The sequence below is a fragment of the Paenibacillus nasutitermitis genome, assembly GCF_014641075.1.
GTDB classification, from domain to species: domain Bacteria; phylum Bacillota; class Bacilli; order Paenibacillales; family Paenibacillaceae; genus Paenibacillus_Z; species Paenibacillus_Z nasutitermitis.
Genome location: NZ_BMHP01000002.1, coordinates 1,858,727 through 1,880,283, shown reverse-complemented (window position 1 = coordinate 1,880,283; position 21,557 = coordinate 1,858,727). Strand labels below are relative to the sequence as shown.

19 protein-coding genes are annotated in these 21,557 nt (G+C 51.5%); 12 read left to right on the top strand and 7 right to left on the bottom strand.

Going from position 1 to position 21,557, the window contains the following annotated elements; genetic code table 11:
• Window positions 1-225: 225 nt before the first annotated feature.
• The 3 genes from IEY46_RS18815 to IEY46_RS18805 all read left to right on the top strand — a co-directional run bounded on the left by IEY46_RS18815 (window position 226) and on the right by IEY46_RS18805 (window position 3,350).
• Window positions 226-660, top strand: coding sequence for an immunoglobulin-like domain-containing protein (locus IEY46_RS18815; RefSeq protein WP_188993545.1), 435 nt, complete (start codon window positions 226-228; stop codon window positions 658-660).
• Between the two features lie 574 nt (window positions 661-1,234).
• Window positions 1,235-2,017 (top strand): squalene/phytoene synthase family protein, encoded by a 783-nt coding sequence (locus IEY46_RS18810; RefSeq protein WP_188993543.1) that lies wholly within the window; start codon window positions 1,235-1,237, stop codon window positions 2,015-2,017.
• Window positions 2,018-2,252: 235 nt separating this feature from the next.
• Entirely contained in the window at window positions 2,253-3,350 is a 1,098-nt protein-coding gene (locus IEY46_RS18805) for a hypothetical protein (RefSeq protein ID WP_188993541.1), read from the top strand.
• 100 nt (window positions 3,351-3,450) lie between these two features.
• Here IEY46_RS18805 and IEY46_RS18800 read toward each other — a convergent pair whose 3' ends face one another.
• Window positions 3,451-4,260, bottom strand: coding sequence for a phytanoyl-CoA dioxygenase family protein (locus IEY46_RS18800; protein WP_188993540.1), 810 nt, complete (start codon window positions 4,258-4,260; stop codon window positions 3,451-3,453).
• A 144-nt stretch (window positions 4,261-4,404) separates the two neighbouring features.
• Between IEY46_RS18800 and IEY46_RS18795 the strand changes: the two genes are divergently transcribed.
• The 4 genes from IEY46_RS18795 to mgrA all read left to right on the top strand — a co-directional run bounded on the left by IEY46_RS18795 (window position 4,405) and on the right by mgrA (window position 10,193).
• Window positions 4,405-5,286 carry a helix-turn-helix transcriptional regulator gene (locus tag IEY46_RS18795; protein WP_229750362.1) on the top strand — a complete coding sequence of 294 codons (882 nt, stop codon included), beginning with the start codon at window positions 4,405-4,407 and terminating at the stop codon, window positions 5,284-5,286.
• Between the two features lie 118 nt (window positions 5,287-5,404).
• Window positions 5,405-6,982 carry a stalk domain-containing protein gene (locus IEY46_RS18790; protein ID WP_188993536.1) on the top strand — a complete coding sequence of 526 codons (1,578 nt, stop codon included), beginning with the start codon at window positions 5,405-5,407 and terminating at the stop codon, window positions 6,980-6,982.
• A 249-nt stretch (window positions 6,983-7,231) separates the two neighbouring features.
• Window positions 7,232-9,058 carry a B12-binding domain-containing radical SAM protein gene (locus IEY46_RS18785; protein WP_188994016.1) on the top strand — a complete coding sequence of 609 codons (1,827 nt, stop codon included), beginning with the start codon at window positions 7,232-7,234 and terminating at the stop codon, window positions 9,056-9,058.
• A gap of 145 nt (window positions 9,059-9,203) precedes the next feature.
• The gene (gene mgrA / locus IEY46_RS18780; RefSeq protein WP_188993534.1) at window positions 9,204-10,193 is read left to right on the top strand and encodes an L-glyceraldehyde 3-phosphate reductase; all 990 of its coding nucleotides are present in this window, start codon (window positions 9,204-9,206) and stop codon (window positions 10,191-10,193) included.
• Between the two features lie 130 nt (window positions 10,194-10,323).
• On the opposite strand, the gene IEY46_RS18775 is transcribed toward mgrA, so the two are convergent.
• The 4 genes from IEY46_RS18775 to IEY46_RS18760 all read right to left on the bottom strand — a co-directional run bounded on the left by IEY46_RS18775 (window position 10,324) and on the right by IEY46_RS18760 (window position 12,971).
• Window positions 10,324-11,322, bottom strand: coding sequence for a copper amine oxidase N-terminal domain-containing protein (locus IEY46_RS18775; protein WP_188993532.1), 999 nt, complete (start codon window positions 11,320-11,322; stop codon window positions 10,324-10,326).
• Between the two features lie 115 nt (window positions 11,323-11,437).
• Window positions 11,438-11,809: an EamA family transporter gene (locus IEY46_RS18770; protein WP_188993530.1), complete on the bottom strand. Its 372-nt coding sequence runs from the start codon at window positions 11,807-11,809 to the stop codon at window positions 11,438-11,440.
• The gene (locus IEY46_RS18765; RefSeq protein WP_188993528.1) at window positions 11,806-12,168 is read right to left on the bottom strand and encodes a DUF2304 domain-containing protein; all 363 of its coding nucleotides are present in this window, start codon (window positions 12,166-12,168) and stop codon (window positions 11,806-11,808) included. Before IEY46_RS18765 ends, IEY46_RS18770 begins: the two co-directional genes overlap by 4 nt.
• Before the next feature lie 98 nt (window positions 12,169-12,266).
• On the bottom strand, window positions 12,267-12,971 hold the full coding sequence (locus IEY46_RS18760; RefSeq protein WP_188993527.1) for a glycosyltransferase family 2 protein: 705 nt from the start codon (window positions 12,969-12,971) through the stop codon (window positions 12,267-12,269).
• A 110-nt stretch (window positions 12,972-13,081) separates the two neighbouring features.
• Here IEY46_RS18760 and IEY46_RS18755 point away from each other — a divergent pair, with 110 nt between their 5' ends.
• The gene (locus IEY46_RS18755) at window positions 13,082-14,377 is read left to right on the top strand and encodes a glycosyltransferase family 39 protein (RefSeq protein ID WP_188993525.1); all 1,296 of its coding nucleotides are present in this window, start codon (window positions 13,082-13,084) and stop codon (window positions 14,375-14,377) included.
• Window positions 14,378-14,537: 160 nt separating this feature from the next.
• On the opposite strand, the gene IEY46_RS18750 is transcribed toward IEY46_RS18755, so the two are convergent.
• The gene (locus IEY46_RS18750; protein ID WP_188993523.1) at window positions 14,538-15,953 is read right to left on the bottom strand and encodes an NAD-dependent malic enzyme; all 1,416 of its coding nucleotides are present in this window, start codon (window positions 15,951-15,953) and stop codon (window positions 14,538-14,540) included.
• A 164-nt stretch (window positions 15,954-16,117) separates the two neighbouring features.
• The gene (locus IEY46_RS18745) at window positions 16,118-17,233 is read right to left on the bottom strand and encodes an MGDG synthase family glycosyltransferase (protein WP_188993521.1); all 1,116 of its coding nucleotides are present in this window, start codon (window positions 17,231-17,233) and stop codon (window positions 16,118-16,120) included.
• Window positions 17,234-17,491: 258 nt separating this feature from the next.
• Between IEY46_RS18745 and kapB the strand changes: the two genes are divergently transcribed.
• The 4 genes from kapB (at window position 17,492) to IEY46_RS18725 (ending at window position 21,468) form a co-directional block, all read left to right on the top strand.
• On the top strand, window positions 17,492-17,887 hold the full coding sequence (gene kapB, locus IEY46_RS18740) for a kinase-associated lipoprotein KapB (RefSeq protein ID WP_229750361.1): 396 nt from the start codon (window positions 17,492-17,494) through the stop codon (window positions 17,885-17,887).
• Window positions 17,888-17,940: 53 nt separating this feature from the next.
• Window positions 17,941-18,474, top strand: a complete 534-nt coding sequence (gene pyrE / locus IEY46_RS18735; RefSeq protein WP_188993517.1) for an orotate phosphoribosyltransferase — start codon at window positions 17,941-17,943, stop codon at window positions 18,472-18,474.
• Between the two features lie 260 nt (window positions 18,475-18,734).
• Window positions 18,735-19,322, top strand: coding sequence for a TetR/AcrR family transcriptional regulator (locus tag IEY46_RS18730; protein ID WP_188993515.1), 588 nt, complete (start codon window positions 18,735-18,737; stop codon window positions 19,320-19,322).
• Between the two features lie 124 nt (window positions 19,323-19,446).
• The gene (locus tag IEY46_RS18725; RefSeq protein WP_188993513.1) at window positions 19,447-21,468 is read left to right on the top strand and encodes a YhgE/Pip family protein; all 2,022 of its coding nucleotides are present in this window, start codon (window positions 19,447-19,449) and stop codon (window positions 21,466-21,468) included.
• Window positions 21,469-21,557 lie beyond the last annotated feature (89 nt).

Genomic DNA, 21,557 nt, shown 5'->3' with positions numbered 1-21,557 from the left:
AAAAGTTACCTTCAATATAGCATGAAAGAGACCGGTATTGCCATTATCGGCGCTAATTAGGAGGAACGGCAGCTTTTTTTTTCGGGTATTCGGAATTTATAGTGGAAATCATCGTTTCGATTTCCAGTTGATTGTTGCGGCATTATCTTCGTACTGTTCATTAACAACTTTTCACTGTTTACCTATCCAATTATTGGTGAAATGAGTGTAGGAGGTATCTTAATAATGAAAAAATATCCATTTGCTGCTTTTTGTTTCGCGTTGTTACTTCTGTTTATTACTGGATGTCAAACAGATGATTCATACCTTAAGGAAGAAGCCCTTGCTCAAAAACGTCCTGACTCGGAAAATGGTGTGACTATCAAGACTGAGAAAACGGAATATCCAACATCAATTAAGGTTATCATTGTTGAAATTCGAAATGACAGTAATAAAGAATACACGACAGGTATTCATGTATTTCTTGAAAAAAAACTGGAAGATACGTGGTACGAGGTACCAATGAAAGCAGACTCTTTCACAGACGAAGGTATAATTCATTCCCCAAATAAATTGTCATCCTTAGGTCTTAATATAAGTGATCTGAAGTACAAACTAACCCCAGGTGAATATCGGGCTACTATTGGCGGACTTGCTGCTCCGTTTGAAGTCGTAGAGTAAGAAAGAGCCATGTTAGGCTCTTTTCAATTATCAACATAGCAATTTGTTACACAGTTTGGGTCTTGTTTGACATTAACTCTTCGTGCTGCACTATTGAAATAAAGGAAACGCTCAGAACAACTCATTTTTATCTTATTGATTATGTTTGCGATTAAATAATCGCCATATTCTGTATAACACCGGTGGTTTTCTCATAGCATCGGCAAAGTCGTATTGAAATAATGGATTTAGTCAAAAAGTCGTTCCACCATAAAATCTGAAGAGCCTTTTTTTCATCTGTCATTAAGTATAGCCGAAAGAGATTTCAACGAATGATATCCGGATATGACTTGACCGTTCACATTTACAGCGTTAAAAAGCATCATTATGTGGTCTTGGGGTTGGTGCTCAATAGGACAGGTATGTTATTATGAAAGGAAAGTAAAAAAAGACGTTTATTCCATTTCGTTCAAATATGCCTTACGCGGTGAAGAAGCCATTCCATAAGAATGAGGCTTCGGCGGTTTGAACAGGTACGATTAGTAAAGCTACTTTGGAGGGAATACCCATTACGAACGCCATCCTGAATGATGCCATGACCATGTTGCAGAAAACGAGCCGGACCTTTTATATCCCGATCAGCCGCCTGGAACCCGGTCTGAAGGAAGCTGTAACATCTGCCTATCTCTGTATGCGGGCGATCGATGAAATCGAGGATCATCACGAACTGCCGGATCAGCTGAAAGTGGATCTGCTGCAAGGGATTTACAGATCCTCCCAATCACCGGCTGTTATCCAAGCCACCCATGAAGTATTAACCCCCTACCAGAATATTCTTCCCGACGTTACGATGCAGCTCCGTAACTGGATGGAGCTATGCCCGCCAGCCATCGCTGATACGGTTTTCCGTTACATCGCGAAGATGGCCAAGGAAATGGCCGAATGGGTGGAAGCCAAGTGGAACATTCATACCGAAGAAGATCTGGATCGTTACACTTACAGTGTTGCGGGCATGGTAGGAGAAATGCTTTCCGAGCTATGGCTTTGGTATGATGGCACAAAAACCGATTTTGTCAAAGCGGTCGCATTCGGCAGAGGACTGCAGGCAGTCAATATTTTGCGGAACCGGGACGAGGATCTGAAGCGCGGTGTTGATTTCTATCCGGACGGGTGGCAGTTTAAAGAGATGCTCGCGTATACGAAACGCAATCTGAAGCTGGCCGATGAGTATATCGCGGACTTGAAACCGGGTCCGGCTTTGAAATTTTGTAAAATCCCCCTTGCTCTGGCTCATGCTACGGTGAATCTGCTCGCTGCAGGCGGCAGCAAATTAACCCGTGACACGGTGCTGAAGATCGTTAACCGGATCAATGGATAAGGGAACATCCGGCAAAAAAGCCAAAAACTCATGATGGAGTTTTTGGCTTTTTTGTGTGCGGTGCAAGAAAAAGATGTCCGCTTCGTAACGGGCAGGACAACCGAATCAATCTGTCTGATATCGACTATTAATTACCGTTCTGGTAACCTTTTAACCTCCATTTGCGTCTGAGATATTGTAACAACGCAGCTAGAGCAAATACAAACAGCGCATACGTGCGAAGGGAGCAATGAAAATGAAAAAACAAAAATGGTTGATTATGATGACGGCTGCAGGCTTGCTGGCCACGACAGCGGCGGTCGGTGCAAACGGACTGGTGGAAAAAGTGAACGGAATTCTGCATAACGATATTAAGGTGACGGTAAATGGAACGGATACGAAGCTGCACCCTGTATATATCAACGGCAAAGCTTATCTTCCGGCTCGCGATACGGCGACTGCCCTTGGTTACGGACTTGAACTAAGCGGCAAGGAAATTAAGCTTGGGGAGAAGGAGCAGGAAAACTTCATGCAGACGATGGGGGTTATCGTAAGCGCCTCTTCAACAGACGGCAAATCTCAGATTGAAGTGCTCGGCCACGGCACGAACACCTGGGTGATTCTGAATGTGGACCAAAAAACGGTTCTGACTGATAAGAACGGCAAAGCTTTTGCTGCCAAAGATCTGAAGCCCGGTATGCAATTGACCGCCAAGTACGGCCCCGTTATGACGATGAGCTATCCTGGCCAATCGCATGCGGTCAGCATTCAGGTCGGCGAGCAAAGTCTGATTAAAGAAGAAGCGGTTCTGAGTGTAAATAATACAGATGGCGGCTGGAAAATCCAGTTTGGCGAAATGAAGGACAATGTTGAAATTCCTTCACTAACGCTCAATGCCGGCAAAGAGACGATGGTTGTCTCACCTGAAGGGCAGCCGGTCGAATGGTCCCAGATTAAACCGGGAACCAAGATTCGTGCCTATTACGGTCCTATCATGACCAAGAGCCTTCCTCCGCAAAGTCCGGCCCACGTAATTGTTGTGCTCGAGGAACAGCTTGATTCAGCCAGTGTCAAGGAATATCAAAATCTGGCCTGGACCCTCGTGCCTGAGAGCCAGAAGGAGCATCTGTTAACCAAACAAGACGAAGCGCAGGTAGAGCTGATCAGCGCCAAAGAGGCGGGTATCATGCCTGCGGACGATAAACAAAAGCAAATCCTGGCGGATATTCAGGCCAAAGACGGCAAGCTGATATCTGTCAACTACAGTACGGATCAGGATGCGCTGCTCGGACCGCTGGTGATTGTGATCAATCCGGAAACCAAAGAGCTGGTCGGTTTTTTCATCAGAAAATAGTCTGGAAAAGCGGCATCGCCTGACCGGGTGAGAAATAGCAATGGATCGAAGGAGACGCGCGATGCGTTTCTTCCGATCCATTTTTTTGATGCATGTGATGTTATTTTTGATAGACGAGCGGGAAATGATCTCCCGTAAGCAGCTCGCCCGCTTCTACCGTTACGAAAGGCAGCATGGGATGCCCGGATGTTGGCGTGTAGCGGGTATGGCCAGGCATATAATGCACGGCAATTGCGCGGCGCTTATGCTGCGAGTGATTATTCGGGCTGCCGTGCCAGGTCAGGCAGTGGTGGTAGCCAACCTGGCCTTTTTTGATTTCAAAAGGCACTGCTTCGACGTTGGCGCCTTCCGGCAGCAGTTCCGGCTGTTTGTGAACCGGTTTGAATTCTGCATCGCTTTGCAGATACTGCTGGTGATTGCCCCATTTGTGACTGCCCGGCACCATCCACATACAGCCGTTCTCGATGGTCGCATCATCCAGAGCGACCCAGGCGCTGACGAGATCCGAAGGCGTGATGATCGGCCACAGCGGATGATCCTGATGCCATTTGGTCGGACCGCCGGTCACAGGCGGTTTGTATTGGATTTGGTCATGCCAGATACGGAGCTGATCTGTGTGGGTGAGCTGGGCGATTTCCTCGCAAATGGTTTTGTTGGCTGCATGTTGAAAGAATGCATCGCTGGCCATCCAGATATTTACGATTTGCACGACCGTTTCGCTGACCGTCATTTTCATTTCATCGTAGCCTGCCACCATATTGTGGGAAAGAACCGGCTTCTTGACAGATTGTCCGTTCATGACAAGATCCAGCTCAGCGCGAAGCGCTTCCACCTCGGCGTCGCTCAGGACGATGTCGCCTTTCAAAAAACCGTTCTTTTCAAATTCATTCATTTGTGCTTGACTTAACATAAGTAGTTGCCTCCTCAGGGTTGAATCGTATGGGTTACTTGATAAAATAAGCATAGAGGAGATTGGCAGCGCTGTCTTTATAAATACTGAAGAGGGATTTGCACTTTTCCAATACGAATGAATGATCGAAGGGGCTGTGCATGTTTGATATCAACCGATCTGGGATCGATTTATGACCTGGCGCCGGCCGTTAATTTTGCGGCGCGAGCGGAGGCTCATGAGAATATCGTATGGGGCCCCCGTAAAAACCCCGATTTTCAGTTGTTTTATATTCTTTCGGGTGAAGCGGAAGCTCAAATTGGCGCAGAACATTATCTGCTTGCTGGCGGAGACTGTGTGATATACGGTCCCCTTTGTCCGCACCGTCTGCGAATCTTGAGCGAAGTCGAATATATCAGTTTGCATTTTCAATGGCGGGTTCCTTCACCGGAACCGATTCATCCCGCTTACGCCCTGCAGAGCTGTTCGGATGAGGAGATGCGGCTCTACCGGGAGATCGGTTTTATTGTCGAGATTCCGGGCCAGGACAAGGTTCAGCTGCCTGCTTTTATTAATATGCCGGGCCTGGAGCCTTATTTGCTTCGTATTGTTCAGGAATACAGTAATGAAACACCGGGCTATGCGATTTATTTACGGGCACTCATGACAGAAATGATTATTGCCCTGGCCAGGCAGCTGTTGAACCGGCAGCCTCCTTCTGCGGAGCGTGTCAAAATCGAACCTGCGCTGTCGGCAATCGGCCAGCATCCGGAAACAAACTGGACCGTGGCGGAACTGGCCGGCTTATGCGGCTATCACGCGATTTATTTTTCGGCTATGTTTAAGAAATGCACAGGCGTAACGCCTAAGCAATACCTCATCTCCGAGCGTATCCGCAAAGCCAAATACCATTTGCTGCAAGGCGAGAAGATGGAACGGATTGCGGAGCGTCTGGGTTATGCGAGCATTCATTATTTCTCGCGGAACTTCAAGGACGAGACCGGGCTGACCCCGACAGAGTTCAAACAGCAGGAGCATGAGCTTTAACGGGTATCAGCAATCCTTATAACGGTAAATCTTTGAATTCAATTTCATAGACAAGAGAGAGGATAGGGTGATACGATAGCCAAGTGGGAAATTGCCAAAAAATTGGAGGAAAGTCTAAGTGAAATTGAAGTATTCATGGAAACGAAATGTGCTATTATCCGTACTTGCAGCAGGACTTGTATTCGTACCTCTCCCGGGACTGGCAGATTACAGCGCCGCGGCCGCTGCGGCTCCCAAGACAGCTGTGCAGACCAAGGCTGCAACTGTATATGTGGATGGAACGAAGCTGGCTTTGTCGCCATCGCCCGTTACCATCAAAGGAACAATGATTGTGCCGATGCGCACGATATTTAATGCCTTGAAGGCCAACGTGACCTGGGAGCCGGCAACCAAGACGATCATCGCCATTAAGGACCGCTCCGTCATCACGCTTCAACTTGGCTCCAACAAAGCCGTTAATAACGGGAAAAGCGTGACCCTGGCGGCTGCGCCGCAGGTGATCGATGGAGCGACAATGGTTCCGCTGCGTTTTGTCGCCGAAGCGCTCGGCGCGAAGGTCGAGCTGGATACGGCAGCCCGTATCATCCGGATCACTTCGTACGAAGCGCTGCAAGCTCAGGCTGAAGAAGAGGATTCCGTCACGGAAGGGGAAGTTGATCCCGATTATGGTCCCAGTGATGTGGACTACCCCTATACGACGGAAGAAGTTGTGGATATGAACGATGATAAGGTTGTGATGATCACAACCGATACATTGCAGGGCAGTGGCGTAATCATTGGCGAAAACCGGATCGTCACGAATTTGCATGTTGTGAAAGAGACCGAGAAAGCAACGGTGCTGCTGCGCAGCGGCGACAGCTTCGAGGTAGAAGGAGTTGTCGGCTACGACGAGAAAGCGGATCTGGCCGTCATTCAAACGAAGAAGCCGCTTGGCGTGGAGCCCGCTGTAATCGGCTACGGTGTCAACAAAGGTGCCCATGTTATTGCCATTGGCAGCCCGCTGGGCTTTCAAAATACGGTCTCTGACGGTATTGTCAGCAATTTGCAGCAAGCGGATGGCGTCCAGACGTATCAGATTAGCGTTCCGATCGATCACGGCAGTTCCGGAGGCGGGTTGTTTGACGATTATGGCGAGCTGGTGGGAATCACGACCTCGGGAGTCGACTCCACGCAGGCAAATTTGAATTTTGCGATATCCGTGCTGAATGTCAGCATCCTGCTTTACAATATCGAGGACGAAAAAGCATCGGAGAAAATCGCTTTTCTGCCCAAAACACTGCCGGAAAGTCTGGCGGGAGCCAGTGATAATGATATTCGCGAACTTGTCGTGAAGAAATTCAGCGAGATCAGCGCAGCGGAAGGCACGACCAAGCTGGAACGGATTGAGGTCAAGCGCGATTCGCAGGGCTGGCTGACTGTTACAGCGGTTATTGATCCTGCATTCTATATGCTGTATGGGCATAAATCGAATGAAGATCTGCGCTACTGGGCCATGGATACCGGCTCCAAGCTGCACAAACTGCTGCCGGATAATACGATTGCACTTACCGTCTATTACGAGCAGGAATTCAGCTTTGAGCCGCGCGGCTTGAATCCGGGGGAAGCTACCGCAACCGCGGATGGCAAATGGCGTGTCCGTTACCCTGTAATTCAAATGCAAGGCAAAGAAAAAATGATTGTGCAGGTCCGCACTTAATTTATCAAAATATAAGCCTGGTATAAGTTTTCGCCTATACCAGGCTTATATTTCTAGGGGAAGATACTTGCTTCGCCGCGAAGGACCGTGTTAGCCGTTTCTTCTAGTTTATGCGATAAGGCGAAGAAGGGCGGCTTTCCTTCTTGCAGCTTCAGGCTGCAGGAGGGAGGGCCGCCCTTCTTTTTTTGTTCTATATTCGGTACAATAGAAGGGCTTGTAAGCCATAAACAAAAGAGGGAATTGAACAACATGAAAGTTGTGCTGGCAACCTTGAATGCCAAATTTATTCATACATCACTGGCGCTTCGCTGCCTGAAAGCCTACAGCGGGCACGAATTCGATATGGAAATAGCGGAATATACGATCAAAGATCCCGTGATGAACATCGCGGCTGATGTTTATGCCCGCAAACCGGATGTGATCGGCTTCTCCTGTTACATCTGGAATATTGAGGAAACGATAACGGTCATTGATATGCTGCGGAAAATCATGCCCGGGCTGCGGATCGTGCTTGGCGGTCCGGAGGTCAGCTATGACACGGCCTTTTGGATGGAGCGGCTGCCGCAGGTCGATTATATTGTGGTCGGCGAAGGGGAAGAGACCTTCCATCATCTGCTGACGGAGCTGCGGGATACGCAGAAGCTGCATATGGTATTCGGAGCGGCTTACCGCAAGCAGCACCAGGACGGCACGATGGAGATTATCGTAAATCCTCCCCGTCCGAAGCTGGATCTGGCGAAGCTTCCTTCGCCCTACCGCTTCCCTGAGGATACAGCCGGATTGCAGAGCCGGGTCACCTATTTCGAAACAAGCCGCGGCTGTCCCTTTAGCTGCCAGTTCTGTTTGTCGAGCATCGAGGTTGGCGTCCGCTACTTCGATATGGAGCGGACCAAAGCAGATTTGCTCTATCTGATCCAGTCCGGAGCGAAGCTGATCAAATTTGTGGACCGTACCTTTAATATCAAACGCGACTATGCCCTGGAAATCTTTCATTTCCTCATTGAGAATCACGGGGGCTGCGTGTTCCAGTTCGAAATTACGGCGGATATTATGCGGCCGGAGGTGCTTGATTATCTGGCCGAGCATGCGCCGGCCGGCATATTCCGTTTTGAAATCGGCGTACAATCGACCAATGATCCCACCAATGCGGAGGTACAGCGCAGACAGAACTTTGCGAAGCTCAGCCGTACTGTAACGAAGGTGAAGGAAAGCGGCAAGATCGATCAGCATCTCGATCTGATTGCGGGCCTGCCCCTGGAGAACTACGAGACCTTCCGCAAAACCTTCAACGATGTGTTCGCCCTTGGCCCGGAGGAGCTGCAGCTCGGTTTTCTCAAAATGCTGCGTGGCACCGGCATGCGCCGCGACGCGGAGAAACACGGCTATGTCTATATGGACCGCGCTCCCTATGAAATATTGGGGAATGATATTATGCCGTTCTCGGATATCGTCCGTATCAAACGGGTGGAGGATGTGCTGGAGAAGTATTGGAATGCGCACCGCATGGATCATGCGCTGCACTATTTAATTGGACAGGCCTTTGATTCCGCTTTTGATTTCTTCCAGCAGTTCGGCGATTACTGGGAGGGACGCGGCTGGCAGAAAATCGGCCACCAGTTGGAGGATCTGTTCTCCCGGCTGTGGACGTTCCTGTCTGAGGTGCATGTCCACCGCATGGCGGAGGCCGGGAAGAAATGGAATCCGGATGTGGCGCTGGGGCTTATGAAGCTGGACTATTATCTGAACCACAAATACAAGCCGCGCAAGGTATGGTGGGATTTCACGATGGACAAAGCCGCCTGGAACGGCTGGATGGGGCAGCTTGCGAAAGAGCCCGGGGACGTCTCGGAAGCATTTGCGGCGCTGGGGCTGGGCGAGAAGGAGCTGCATAAACATGCGGTAATCGAGCTGCTGCCATTTGACCTTGCTCTTTATCTGGCAGAGGGCGTTCTGTCTGCAGAGGCGCACTCACTGCTAATTGTGGTCTACAGCGGCGGAGGCAAGGAAGACGGCGCTGCTGCACGCCCGTTCATTCAGAAGCTTGTTCACACCGGGCAGCGGACAGGAACGGTTTAAAACAACGGCATGCTCTCGCAGAGCATGCCGCTTCTTGTGTTGTCAAGATTCGCTGCTTTGGACAGCCTTGAGCCCCGTGAAGCAGTAGTGTAAGATGGGGGTGAAAGTTATTCTTTGATCATTCGAATGATAAAGGAGCGATAACGTGGTATATTCGGCAAACAAAGAACGGTATGCATCGATGACGTACAACCGGGTTGGACGGACAGGCCTGAAGCTTCCAGCTATTTCTCTTGGATTGTGGCATAATTTTGGCGGCGTGGATACGCATGAGAATGGTCGTGCCATGCTTCACCGGGCATTTGATCTGGGTATAACGCATTTTGATTTGGCGAATAACTACGGACCCCCGGCGGGTTCAGCGGAAGAGATGTTCGGGCGTGTGATGGCCGGAGACTTCAAACCATACCGGGACGAGCTGATTATCTCTTCCAAAGCCGGGTATTATATGTGGCCCGGACCTTACGGGGAGTGGGGCTCACGCAAATATTTGATCGCTTCCCTGGATCAGAGCCTCAAACGCATGGGGCTGGACTATGTCGATATTTTCTACTCCCATCGTCCGGATCCAGAAACGCCGCTTGAGGAAACCATGGGCGCGCTGGATCATATTGTGCGTTCGGGCAAAGCGTTATATGTCGGCATCAGCAGCTATAGCGCGGAGCAATCGGCGGAAGCCATTGCCATCATGAAACGCCTGGGCACGCCGCTTGTCATTCATCAGCCCAGCTACAATATGTTTGACCGCTGGATCGAGAACGGTCTTCAGGATGTGCTGGAGGACAATGGCGTCGGCAGTATCGCGTTCTGTCCGCTTGCCCAAGGCTTGTTAACGAATAAATATCTTGGCGGCATTCCGGAGGATTCGCGCGCGGCTAGCCAGACGGGCGCTCTGCAGGAAAGCGCGGTAACCCCTGAGCGCGTAGCCAAGCTGCAGAAGCTTAATGCCATTGCGGCAAAGCGCGGCCAATCCCTGGCCCAGCTGGCGCTTGCCTGGGTGCTGCGCGGTGGACGCGTCACCTCAGCGCTGATCGGTGCGAGCAAGGTGAGCCAGATCGAGGATAATGTGGCGGCTCTGAGCAACCTGGACTTCTCCAATGAAGAGCTTTCACAGATTGAGGATATTTTGCGCTAAGATTCGGATAAAAAACGGAATGACCGCACTTCAAAAAAAGCGGCAAGGGAGCTGTCCCCTGCCGCTTTTTTTTGTTACTTAAACCATCCATCCCCGGCAGCTATGGAAGCCATACCGCTGGCGGATGGCTTCAAGCGAGGTTATTGCTGGGCTCCTTGGGTTTCGTATCAATGACTTCAGCGTTCTTCAAGTCTTCAATATTAAGATACATCGTACCGTTATATTTTGTTACTTGAATGCCGCTTAACACAAAGCTGCCGTTTTTTGCTTTTTTGTAAGCGTCTGTCATGACGATATCAAATCGGAAAACACCGTTTGCCTGGTCGTACCTGGCTAAAGTGATCGTATTGGGATCCTCATTCTCGACACGGTTGATATTTTCGATTTCCGACAACATGGATAAAGAAATCCAGCCTTTGCTCATCAGCGGCGGCAGATCTTTATTCTCCCCGGCTGCCTCAACATAATTATCGTCAAAATAATCAGGGTAACCTTTATATCCGGGATCTTGGGACTGCTTCTTCGTTGGAGGTTCTCCAACCTTGCGTGAAGGCGGGAGACTTTCGATAAAATTCCGGATCGATTCTTGCTCAGCCAATTCACGCTGCATCTTTTGTTGGTTCAAGGCACCGGGGCCAAAGGAGACTGTTCCGTTAGCGTCGATCACGACGGGGATACCATCAATGGTATAGGAGGCTCCTTTAAAGGAGGGACTATTAATTTGAATCAAATTCGCTTCGGCTGTCCAATAGACGGCATTCCCCGTCGCTTCGCCGACGATACGAACCGGGATATAGGTGGCGCCATTTTTTGTGAAAGGTGCGGCTTGCAGGGCTTTCTTCTGGCCATTGACATAGGCCGTTTTGGACCCCAGCGTGAAGGTGAGCTTTAGATCTTTTTTTGTGCCGGTCACCTGGTTCAACTTTGCATTGTATCCGATTCCCATGCCCAGCTTTTCAAATAATTCCCGGAAAGGGACAAAAGAAACGCCGTTTTTAGTTACCGATTTTGCTTTGATGGGCGCGCCATTGACAAAAATATGGGCCCCGCCATCAGCGGCAGCGGCAGGAATAGCCAGGACGGTAAGAATGAAGACGCCTATCATGAATGAAATAAACCCTTTTTTCAACTGAATTCCTCCTCTTTTCCTCTAATTATCGGTATATATACCAATAAAATGAAGGAGGTTTCAAAAAATTTCATTCCATCCCGGCAGTCTTGCGGCACAGTCATGGAGGTCGGGATCATGCATATTTAGCGGAGAGTCCAATGCAGGCGACACCAGCGAGGATGAGCAGGCAGCCGACAATTTTCAGAGCGGAAAGCGATTCATCGAAGATGTAATACGCGCCAACGATGGATATCACATAAGCCAGACTTTGAATGGGATACGCAAGGCTGAGATCGACCTTGGAGACGATATACAGCCATAGCACCGTTGCGCAGCCGTAAATAAACAATCCGCCCAGAATATAAGGAGAGAAGACCAGTTCAACAATGGTGCGGAAGCTTTCAAACGGCTTGGCCTTTTGCATCAATCCGTATTTCCAGATAAATTGTCCGGTTACGAGCATCAGGGTGTTTGCCAGAATAAGGAAAAATTGAACAAGATTCAACGGGTTTCACGTCCTTCGATTATGTGCTGCATCTCCAGCATTTTTTTCTCCATCATGGCAAACTCCTGGGTCAGGGTCTTGATACGGTCCGACTGATTGGACAAGCTGATCGTCTGCCGCACCAGCAGCCCGAGGATGAAAAGGATCGTCATCATAAAAACAAAAGTCGGCATGTAGTATATGCCGATCCACAGAGCGAACTTGTTGAGCAGCGGAATGCAAATCGCCGCGATCACACCTGCGACGGCGGTGATCAGCCACAGAAAAGCATACCGGTCCCTAAGCCGGTGGGTAACCGTAAGCGATATAATAAGAATTAGGAACATCAGGGTGATAAGAAGTGAAACGATTTGATTCATAGAGTGCGTCCCTTTCTGTGAGGTGCTTGTACAGCGGTCGGCGTCAGAGTGCCGGGATATTCCGGTTAAGCCTCAAGTCCCCGCTGGAAAGTCTAGGGCTAGGAGAAGCTTTTGCGAATGAGCGAAATCATCGTCACTTTCATCATATAGTAGATTGATTTGGACCAGTTAATGGAGGAGGTTCCGCCTTGGCGGCTGCGCATTTCCACGCTGATTTCTTTAATGGAGCGCCCTTGCTTGGACAGGCTCACCAGCACCTCGACCTCGGGATAATCGGTAGGATACGCTCTTGAGAACTGCTCAATAGTAGAGCGGCCGACTATTCTAAAGCCCGATGTTGGATCATAGATCGATACGCCGGTGAGCAGCCGAACCAGCCAATGGAAGTAGAAGATGCCGAAGCGACGCAGAGGACTGCCCTTATAGCCGCTCCGCTCTACAAAACGGGAACCGATCACCATATCGCAGCCGCTCGATTGCATATACTCCACCAGCTTGAAAATATCCTCGGGGCGGTGCTGACCATCAGCATCCAGCTGAATAGCATAGGAATAGCCCATCTTGTCGGCATACCGATAACCGCTCTGCATGGAACCGCCGATTCCCAGATTAACCGCATGGCGAAGGGAAGGGAATCCCTCCTTGCGGATGATGTCGGGGGTGCGGTCTTTGGAACCGTCGTCGACGACAACAAAATCATAGGGCGTATGACGTCTGAGCTCATGAACGGTTCTGGCGAGAGTTGCTTCTTCGTTGTATGCGGGAATAATGACCAGGATATCGCTGGTTCTGGTGTGCGGCATTGGTGATCCATCCTTTAGTATAAGTGGATTTGCTTTTGAACAGGCCTTATATAGTATAATAGAACTCGTCCGATATTGAATACCATTATTACGGAAGAGGAGTTGTGAGTTTGTTTTCATTAAAGTCTGAGACACCCGCGATAAGAAAATGGGTTTATGCAGTGATGGCGGTTGTCCTGATTGTCAATGCGGCGGTTGTGCTTTGGCTCGGCGATCATTTCCTGCTCGGTTCTTATGATAAACGCAATAATGACGATGTCAAATATGTTCATGCCGCGCAGGTGCTGTTGAAGGACCATACGCTTGTTTACAATAGCGGCGCGTTGCCTACTAATTTTATTATGCCCACAATTCCGTTGATGCTAAGTGGATTTATCGCCATCATGGATGACCGGGATATGGGAGTTACAGCCTTCAGGCTGCTGCAGTGTCTCATGCAATCTTTCTCGATCTATCTGCTGTTCATCCTTGCCAGGTCAGTGTTTGGCAGCCGGGTTGGACTCGTGGCTATTATTTTAGCTGCTTTCTATATTCCTGATTTGTTTGCTTCTGGCGCAGTCCTAACAGAATCGACGTTCAAATTGCTGCTTTTGTTGCTGTTATGCAGCACTATATATGCCATAAACAAAAAAACAGCAGCTGCATATGTATGGGTCGGCCTAATGCTGGGTCTGGCTTGTTATGTAAAGCCACAAAGCGCCTTGTTCCCTGTATGCCTGCTCGTGCTGTGGCTTGTCCACCGGTACAGCTGGAAAGATATTGTGAAATACACCGCAATCGTCGGCGTTTGCAGCATGGCGCTGTTGTCCCCTTGGTGGATCCGCAACTATGTGCATTTCAATGAGTTTATTCCATTTACCAAATCAAGCGGCAATCCCATGCTGCTTGGCGCGCTTGTGAAGCGGGCCAATCCGCCCAAAGGATTCTTCGAGCAGTATCCCGAATACAAGGACGGCAAGCTGTTTGGTCCAAGCGACAACTCGCAGAAGCTGGCCGCCCAGCGGCTCATTGCTTACAGCTTCAAGCATACGCCGGTGTCGTATACGTATTGGTTTACGGCAGGCAAAACCTATCAATTGTTCTCGGCGCCTTTTTATTCCAGACCGGTACCGGGCCTGCCAAGACCTGCAATCAATGTCCTCCACTGGCTCTATGTTCTGGCAGGATTCGCCGGAATTGTGATGCTGCTGATCAATAAACGACTCAAACAGATGCTGCCGATTTTGCTTCCGTTTCTCTATTATTGGTTGATTCATCTTCCATTTATTACTTTCGGGCGTTATGGATATCCGCTGATGAGTATGCTGGTGATTTTTGCAGCAGCGGGAATCGTGCTGCTGATTGATAGAAGGAACAAAAATAATCAGGGCATAAGCGGGGCGCCTAGCCCCAATACGCTGCATTAAAAGAGGAAATCCGGGAGCCTGCTGACCCGGATTTTTTTGTATTCCGCTTCGGTCGATCTTTGGAAGGAAAAAAAAGCTCTTTTTAACGCCGGGCTGCTTTCTTCAAGCCGTCTTCTTTCGATAGAAGCTTGCAACTCCTTGAACGCGGCCGGGAAGCCTTTTATTCGCGCGGCTGCTTCCTGGCGACCCCGCTGGCAATAGCGGCCTGTACGACTCTTCTGCGCACTTCCTCAACCACCCGCTGGTTGAACACGCTCGGTATGATATACAGCGGACTCAGTTCGTCCTGGCTGATTACAGAGGCAATCGCCTCAGCAGCAGCCAGCTTCATGGCCTCATTGATGCAGCTTGCGCGGCAATCCAGCGCGCCGCGGAAAATCCCGGGGAAGCACAGTACATTGTTGATCTGGTTGGGATAATCGGAGCGGCCGGTCGCGATGACGGCGACGATATCCTCCGCCGCTTCCGGGCGGATCTCCGGCTCGGGGTTGGCCATGGCGAAGATGATCGGGTCAGGGGCCATGCTCTGAATCAGCTCCCGCTTCAGAATGCCTCCGGCGGAGAGGCCGATGAATACGTCGGCATCCTTGATCGCTTCGGCAAGCCCGCCGTTCCTTCGCTCTTCATTGGTATGTTCGGCGTACCACTGCCACATTCCGTTAGGGTAATGATGATCCCGGCAGATAATCCCTTCGCGGTCTACGCCTGTTACATGCCGCGCCCCGCCGGCAAGCAGCATCTTGGTACAGGCCGTTCCCGCCGCGCCGATTCCGCAAACGACAATCCGGGCGTCGGCAATATTTCTTCCGGTCAGCTTCAGCGCATTAAGCAGCCCGGCGTACAGAACGACGGCTGTTCCGTGCTGGTCGTCATGAAAGACGGGAATATCCAGCTCCTCGCGCAGCCGCTGTTCGATTTCGAAGCAGCGGGGCGAGGAGATATCCTCCAGATTAATCCCCCCGAACCCTGGGGCAATAGCTTTCACCGCGGCAATTATGGCTTCGGTATCCTGGGTATCCAGGCAGATGGGGAACGCATCCACGTCGGCAAATTGCTTGAACAGCATCGCTTTGCCCTCCATGACCGGCATGGCCGCGTAAGGGCCGATATCCCCCAGGCCAAGCACCGCTGTTCCATCCGAGACTACGGCAACCGTGTTGCGTTTGATCGTCAGGGTATAAGCTTTGGACAGGTCCTCATGAATGGCGTTGCAGACTCGGGCAACCTCCGGGGTATAGACGCGCGACAGGTCGTCACGGTTCTGAATCGGCGTTTTTGGCTGTACGGAGATTTTGCCGCCAAGATGGAGCAGGAAGGTCCGGTCGGAGACATTGATCAGGCGGATCCCGGGAAGCGATTCAAGGGCTTCGCTTATCCGCTCACTGGTAGCCGCCTCACTGACTTTGACGGTTAAATCACGCACGGTGCGGTCGCGGCCGGTCTGAATGACATCGATGGCGATAATATCGCCGCCTGCCTGTTCGATAGCAGTGGCGGCTGCCCCGAAATATACCTTTTGCGTGTCCAGCTCAATTCGAAGAATAATGGTCTTCCCATCCATCGGCACATTTCTCATACCCGTTGACCTCCTTTAAATGGTTGTGAAAACACAGCTCTATATCCGTTTATTTACCCCCATCACCGGCAGGATATGCAGGGGCAGCTCAATCATACCCCATTTTTTTCAAAAAAAAGCTGTACCTTGCACCAGACCGGGACGGCAGGGAAAAAAAGAAACCGTCACTGCATCAGCTGCAGGACGGCACGGGAGCATTGCATCGGGTTATAATGCTGGTTGCGCTTGGACATCAGATTGCGCCGGTATTGGACGGAGTCATAAGGCTCCTGAATCAGTCCGAACCATTTGTCGATCGTCTCCGTAGAGACAAGCATTTCGCCAAAACCGCTCTCCACAAAATATTCGCAGTTAACCTCTTCCTGACCGGGAATCGGTTCATAGAAGAGCATCGGAATGCTTTTGCTGAGGCCTTCGGTACAGGTCATGCCGCCAGGCTTGGTAATGAGCAGATCGGACACGTCCATCAGCTTGCTGATTTCTTTCGTGAAACCAAGCACTTTGATATTGGGATGCTGAAAATGCGGGTCAGCGAGCATTTTCTCCCTGGCCTTGTCATTGCTGCCCACGCAGAAAATAATCTGGATGCGGTCGCGCCAGCGCGTCATATACTCCAGCAGATTATCGCTGTACATAATCCCCCAGCCGCCACCCATAATAAGGACAGTGGGCATTGGCTTCAAATCGAACTGGGCCTGGAGCTCAGTTTTGTCGTGGGTCTCCCAGAAATTGGGGTGAACCGGAATGCCTGTTACTTCAATCCGGCTTGACGGGATCCCCCGGTCGGTAAGCTTCTTCTTTACAAGAGCGGTGGATACCAGATATTTGTTGACTTCCGGGCTGGTCCAAGTGCCGTGAGCGTCATAATCGGTAATCAGCGTGTAAAGAGGCACATTGAGACCAAGACGTTTCAGACGGGAGACCACTGCGCTTGGCACGGGATGCGTGCATACGATTAAATCCGGCTTGAGCTGCGAGATGACTTGAGATGTATGGGTATAAAAAATCCGGTGAAGCGCAAGCTGGGTAAACCGGTTTAAGGATTTCTTGTATTGTCTTCGATATACGATGCCGACCAGTTTCGGCTGTTTGCTGACTGTTTTGCGATAGGCGGAAACAATTAAAGGACCGAGCACGGGGTTCAAAAACTTGCCGAGCTCGATGACCCGGGTAGAAATGCCGGGATTTAGCGCACGTAATCCGACAGCCAGCGCATAAGCGGCTTGAGTATGACCAGAACCGAACCCCTCAGAGAGCAGCAGCACTCTTTTTTTACGCAACTTCTCACCTACTTTTCTGACCGCATAGGAAAAATCGTCCCAGGGGATGTCCTTTCCTACCGGCGATAGCAACATGCATTAAAATCTCTCTTTCTTATATTACGATGCAAGGGCTGTGTAACACAAGATTGGAATTGTGACTTGCACACTTATGTCCCTTAATTTATCCTAAAAAATAGGTAAAGAAATCATGGAGTTCCTTGCCATGCGCGATGAACGTTCATTATGAACCTATAGACGACTGGGAGGATGAAAAAGATGCAGCAGCAAAACAGATTTATTCCGGAAGCCGGGTCCATAGTAGCCATCCGCTATAAGACGGGGGAATATATAGGGGAAGTGATGGAAGCTGGCAGCGGACCGCGTGCGCTTGTGAAGGTGCTGGCCGTGCTGAAGCATCCGGATCAGGGGGATTTGCATAATCCGCAAAATCCGGATGTGCCCTTGTTTCATGAACGGCGGGCGCTCAGCTACACGGAAAAAACGAATATTCCCTACAGTGATCTTGCACCGTACAAGGGAGAGATCCCTTCTTACCCAGAGTCCCTCAAAGCGGCGCTTGAGAGTGAAATTGCCGGATTGGACCGTTTGAAACGTTGGGCCGAGCGCGGCTTGGGGCAGCTGGAGCAGCTGCGGCATGAATATAAGCTTTAAGCTCGATGAAACGGCGGGAACGTTCTTGAATCGTTTGAGGAGGGATGAAGGGCATGGAGAAGGAATGGCTGGCGAAGGAAATTTATGCGGTTTCCCATTTGACGGGCGAGTTTGTACTGCGTTCAGGGCAAATATCCAATGAATACTTTGATAAATATATGTTCGAATCCGATCCGCGGCTGCTCGGGATGATCGCTACGGAGATGTCCACCTATATCCCCATCGGGACGCAGGTGCTGGCCGGCATCGAGATGGGCGCGATCCCGCTTACTACGGCGCTTTCATTGGAAACAAGCATCCCTTCCGCTTTTGTGCGGAAAAAAGCAAAAGATCACGGCACCTGTAAAATCGCCGAAGGAATTGACGTCGCCGGCAAAAAGGTATGCGTCATCGAGGATGTCATTACCTCGGGGGGGCAGGTGGTCATGAGCGTCAATCTGCTGCGTGAAGCGGGGGCGATCGTGGAAGATGTGATTTGCGTCATTCTCCGCAGCCCGCAGGGACGCAAGCGCCTGGAGGAAATTAATCTCCGGCTGCACACTCTATATACAATGGAAGAATTAAATGAGCTGGGGGCGCGGCCCTAGGAAAGCGGGCATGGGATTGAGTCCCATGCAGGGAACGGACCGCTTTTGTATGCAGGCCTGTGGCCGACTGCCAACATATGTCACCCCGCTCCGCACAGGGAGCTAATGCGCGGTGAAGAAATCTGTTAGGCGAATTTTTGCCCCACTGGGGTTGCCTGCTGCAGCGGAACATGTTATTATTTATCCATTGACTGAGTGACTGATTTTGTATTTTGGTCAGTTTCGAAGATAAAAGCACAATGAGAAGGGGGCGGCGGCAAATGGATCAGAAGAAACTTCCGGTTGACCGCCGGCTCCAGGTAGTCGAAGCGGCAGCCCGCTCGTTTGCGATGTTCGGCTATAAAGCGACGACCATGGATCTTGTGTCCAAGATCGCTTCTGTAGGTAAGGGTACGATTTACACCTTCTTTGCCACTAAGGAAGAGCTGTTCGATGAGATTATCGGGCAGCTGACACACGAGCTGCGTGCGCTGGCGGAGCGAACCATTGACCGCGAAGCTCCGTTCTTCGATAATTTGGCGAAAGTGCTGCATGAGCTGCTCCGTTTCCGTTCGAAGCATGAGCTCATCGTCAAGCTGTCCCAGGAAGTCCGGGATCTGGGCACTCCCATGGCCAAGGAAGGGACGGCCAAGCTGGAGCAGGCGATTGTCCATTTTATCCAGCAGGAGGTTGCTCTGGCTGTCGATAAAGGGGAGCTGCGTCCCGTGGATCCGGGGCTGACAGCTTTTATTATGCTCAAGCTCTATATCTCGCTTGCCGTGGATTGGAGCAATCAGCATGAGCCGTTGTCGCATGAGGATATCGCCGGCTACTTTACGGCTTTGCTGAAAAGCGGCGTCGGTAATTAAAGCAAGTGGGCAAATAAAAGGTTTGAGGCTTACAAGGCGTCAACAGCTGCTTCTTTTTTTGAGTAATATTGACCAATATACCAAATCAGTCATTTGTTCATATTTTGTTCCGGAGGCGGTTAAGATGGGTTTTACTTTATTCGGGAAGGAAATTTCCCGTATGGTTCGCAATCCCAAGTTGTTAATCCCGATTATCGGGATTTTGTTTATTCCTATTATGTACAGCGGCATGCTGGTCGGCGCTTTCTGGGATCCTTACGGGAAGCTTAGCGAGCTTCCGGTTGCCGTGGTGAACGAGGACCAGGGTGCTGCTTTTGAGGGGAAAACGCTGGCTGTTGGCTCCGATCTGGTTGCAAACCTGAAGGAAAACAAGCAATTCAACTGGGCTTTTGTCGACCGGGCCGAAGCAGAGAAGGGACTCGAAGCCGGCGACTATTATTATGCGATTGAAATTCCGGCTTCCTTCTCGAAGCAGGCCACCACGCTGCTCGATGAGAATCCGCAGCCGGCGTCGCTCCAGTATATCTCCAATGACAGCGATAATTATCTGGCCGCAAAAATCGGCCATACCGCCATTGATCAGCTGCAGGCGGAGCTGTCCCAGGAAGTGACCAAATCGTATGCGGAAGCGGTTTTCAATCAGATCGGCGATGCTGCCGATGGCATTACCAAGGCAAGCGAAGGGGCCGCCAAGCTGAAGGATGGCGCAGCCGACGCGGCAAGCGGCGCTTCGCTGCTGCTCGAGAACGTGGGCAAGCTGGCCAGCGGCACACTTGCGCTCCAAAACGGAGCGGCAGCGCTTGACAAGGGAGCGGCGCAGGTTGCCAAGGGCACCGCTGTCTTGAGTACCGGAGCCGCGTCCATGTCTGACGGGCTGGGCAAGCTTGCTGCAGCGGGCAAGCAACTCGGCGGCGGCGCGGAGGATGCGCTGAAGGCCGCCAAGAAGCTGTCCGCGGGATTGGACGCGGCCAAGACGGGGAGCGGCCAGCTTGCCGACAGCTCCGCGAAGCTGGCGGCGGCGCTCGAGGCTTACGCCGCCGCGAACGAGGATGCAGCGCAGGACCCTGCGCTGCAGGAACTGCTTGCCGCCGCCAGGAAGACGGCGGCTGGCGCGGGAGAGCTTGCCGGCAGCAGCGCCAAGCTGGCTGCCGGTGCGACCCAGCTCCAGCAGGGGCAGAGCTCCCTGCTGAAGGGGATTGACGCGCTGCATGCGAAGCTCGCAGACGCGAAGCAGAGCGGCGCCAAGCTTGCCGCGGGCGCCAAGGAAGCGGCCGGCGGCGCCGCGAAGCTGGCGGACGGCGCGGCTGCGGCAGGCCGCGGCGCGGCCGAGCTTGCCGATGGCTCCGGCAAGCTTAAGAGCGGCTCCGCCGCGCTTGCCAGCGGCGCCAGGCAGCTCGCCGGCGGATCGGCGGAGCTTGCCGACAAGCTCGGCTCGGCAGCCGCCGAAACAAGCGGCGTCCAAGGTACCGACGCCTTGTACGACATGTTCGCGAAGCCGGTCCAGGTAGAGGAGCAGAAGCTTAGCAATGTGCCCAATTACGGCACCGGCTTTACGCCCTATTTTCTGTCTCTGGGCCTGTTTGTAGGCGCGCTGCTCTCGACGATGGTGCTGCCGATGCGCGAGACCGCCGAGCCACCGCGCTCGGGCTGGAGCTGGTTTGCCAGCAAAGCGCTGCTGTTTCTGAGTATCGGAACGGTTCAGGGGCTCATTGCCGACGCGATTCTCGTCTACGGAATCGGCGTTCATGTGAATCATCCGCTGGCTTTTGTGGGGCTGACTGTACTGACAAGCGTGACCTTTATGATGATCATTCAATTTCTGGTCACGGCGATGGACCAGCCCGGACGTTTCATCGCGGTTATCCTGTTGATCCTGCAGTTGACCGGCAGCGCCGGAACCTATCCGCGCGAGCTCGTTCCGGCGTGGCTCCGCACTGCCGGCGACTGGCTGCCGATGACGTATTCGATTTCGGCGTTCCGCACTGTGATTACAGGGGAGTCGCTGGACAAAACAGGCAATCTGTCGCTTCATATCGCCTTATTCGGCATCGTCTTTGCCGCAATGTCACTCGTTTTCTTCCTGCTGCTGTACCGCAAGAACCGCCGCACGGCGGAGCTGCAGGGCAGCAAGATGCTGACTGCCTGATAGCTGCTGCTTGAGGGCAGCGCCATTGGAATTCAGGGAACATCAAAAGAAGCCGTATACCCGGACCGACCGGGAATACGGCTTCTTTG